The sequence below is a fragment of the Henriciella sp. genome, from assembly GCF_049649345.1.
Classification (GTDB): domain Bacteria; phylum Pseudomonadota; class Alphaproteobacteria; order Caulobacterales; family Hyphomonadaceae; genus Henriciella.
In genome coordinates, this window is the sequence record NZ_JBARZC010000204.1 from 1 (window position 1) to 1,865 (window position 1,865).

The 1,865-nt window shown below is 59.5% G+C and carries 2 protein-coding genes; both read right to left on the reverse strand.

Annotation, left to right across the window (positions count from 1 at the left end; all coding sequences use genetic code 11):
- A partial coding sequence (locus tag WA989_RS05055) for a DUF805 domain-containing protein (protein ID WP_424339416.1) occupies window positions 1–485 on the reverse strand: 485 nt, incomplete at its 3' end.
- A gap of 35 nt (window positions 486–520) precedes the next feature.
- On the reverse strand, window positions 521–1,865 hold a 1,345-nt coding region (locus WA989_RS05060; protein ID WP_424339417.1), incomplete at its 5' end, for a biotin/lipoyl-containing protein.

The following is a 1,865-nucleotide window of genomic DNA, read 5'->3' on the forward strand; positions in this document are numbered from 1 at the left end:
GGCTGGGTTTTCAGGGAGCCAATTATAAAGCCCATGATGACAGCGGTGAGAACGATCGTGATGAGTGTCAGGGGCAGCAGGATTTCGCCGAGCGCCGTAGACGCTTCCATGGCGATCATCCACTCGCCCTGCGCGAGCCGTTCAGTCACCTCGGCCTGTATCGCTTCGCCCCGGTCACCCAGAAAAACCGGGCTCAGCAGACTGTTCATGATCATGCTGATAATGAAAGACCCCACCCATACGGCCAGGATCCACCAGCCCGTCGTACCGGCATCATGGAAGCGTTTCGCATAGACGCAGATCTCACAATACAGCATCACCAGGCCGAGCAGGAAGAAAATCATCATTCCGCCCATACCAAGGCCGCCACCGAGCCGGACCTGCACAGCCTGATAGATCACAGACGCAACCGTCAGGACGACCACCCCTTGCCAGAAGCGGTTCTTCAGGATGCGTCCCTGTGGATTGAACAGAAGATCGACCATGCGTGTTACAAATTCCCTTGGAGGACGAGCTTCAGTTACTCGAACTCGACCATGACCTCATCGGCTGCGACGCTGTCACCTTCGCCGACATTGATCGCTTTTACGGTCCCGGAGGCTTCGGCGCGGATGATGTTCTGCATCTTCATCGCTTCGACAATGCAGACCGCCTCGCCCTCCTCGACCTTCTGGCCGTTCTCGACATCGACGGAGACCACCAGGCCCGGCATCGGGGAGATGATCAGCTTCGATGTATCCGGCTTCGGTTTCTCCGGCAGACGCGCATGCAGGGTCGCTGTCAGCGGCGTGCAGACAAGCGCCCGCAGTGCGACACCGCGATGGCGGAAGACATAGCCTTCGGTCTTGTCGGCGAATTTCACGGCGAAGCTCTCGCCATCAAGCGTGCCCTCGAAAAGACGCGTTCCGGGCTTCCAGCTGGTGACCAGTTCGTGCGGCTTGCCATCGATGACCACAGTCGCTTGCTGGTCGCCGAGATCGAGTTCGATGTCCTGATGCGTCTCACCCAGAATGACGACCCAGTCGCGCCTTTGCGGGCCCGGCTCTGTCATACGGCCGGAGATTTTCTCCGCGCGGCGGGCAAAAACGCCGTGCACGTAGGCCGCTGCCGATGTGAGGTAGAGGATTTGGTCGTCGGTGGGGGGAACGCCATCGAAGCCGTCCGGAAACTCGTCCTTGATATAATTCGTGGTGATGTCGCCAGAGCGGAAACGGGCCTCATCCATGACGGCCGCGACGAAGGGGATATTGTCTTGAATACCCTCGATATGAAACCGGTCGAGTGCGGCGGCCTGAACATCGAGCGCCTCATCGCGCGTTTTTCCGTGAGTGACGAGCTTGGCGATCATCGGATCGTAGAACATCGAGATTTCGTCGCCTTCGCGCACACCAGAATCCATGCGCACCGTGCCGCCCTTGAGCTTTCCTTCCGGCGGCGGCGAGAAACGCTTCAGCCGGCCGATCGATGGCAGGAATTTGCGATATGGATCTTCGGCATAGACCCGGCTCTCGATCGCCCAGCCATCTATCTTGAGGTCTTCCTGCTTGATCTTGAGCGCCTCGCCCGACGCGACGCGCAACATCTGCTCAACCAAGTCGACGCCGGAGATCATTTCGGTCACCGGGTGCTCGACCTGGAGGCGGGTGTTCATTTCGAGAAAATAGAAGCTCTTGTCGACGCCTGAGGCGACGAACTCGACCGTGCCGGCGCTGTCATAGTCGACGGCCTTGGCGAGGGCCACAGCCTGCTCGCCCATTTTCTTGCGGGTCGCCTCGTCGAGCAGCGGGCTTGGCGCTTCCTCGATGACTTTCTGGTTGCGCCGCTGGATGGAGCATTCACGCTCGAACAGGTAGACGCAATTGCCG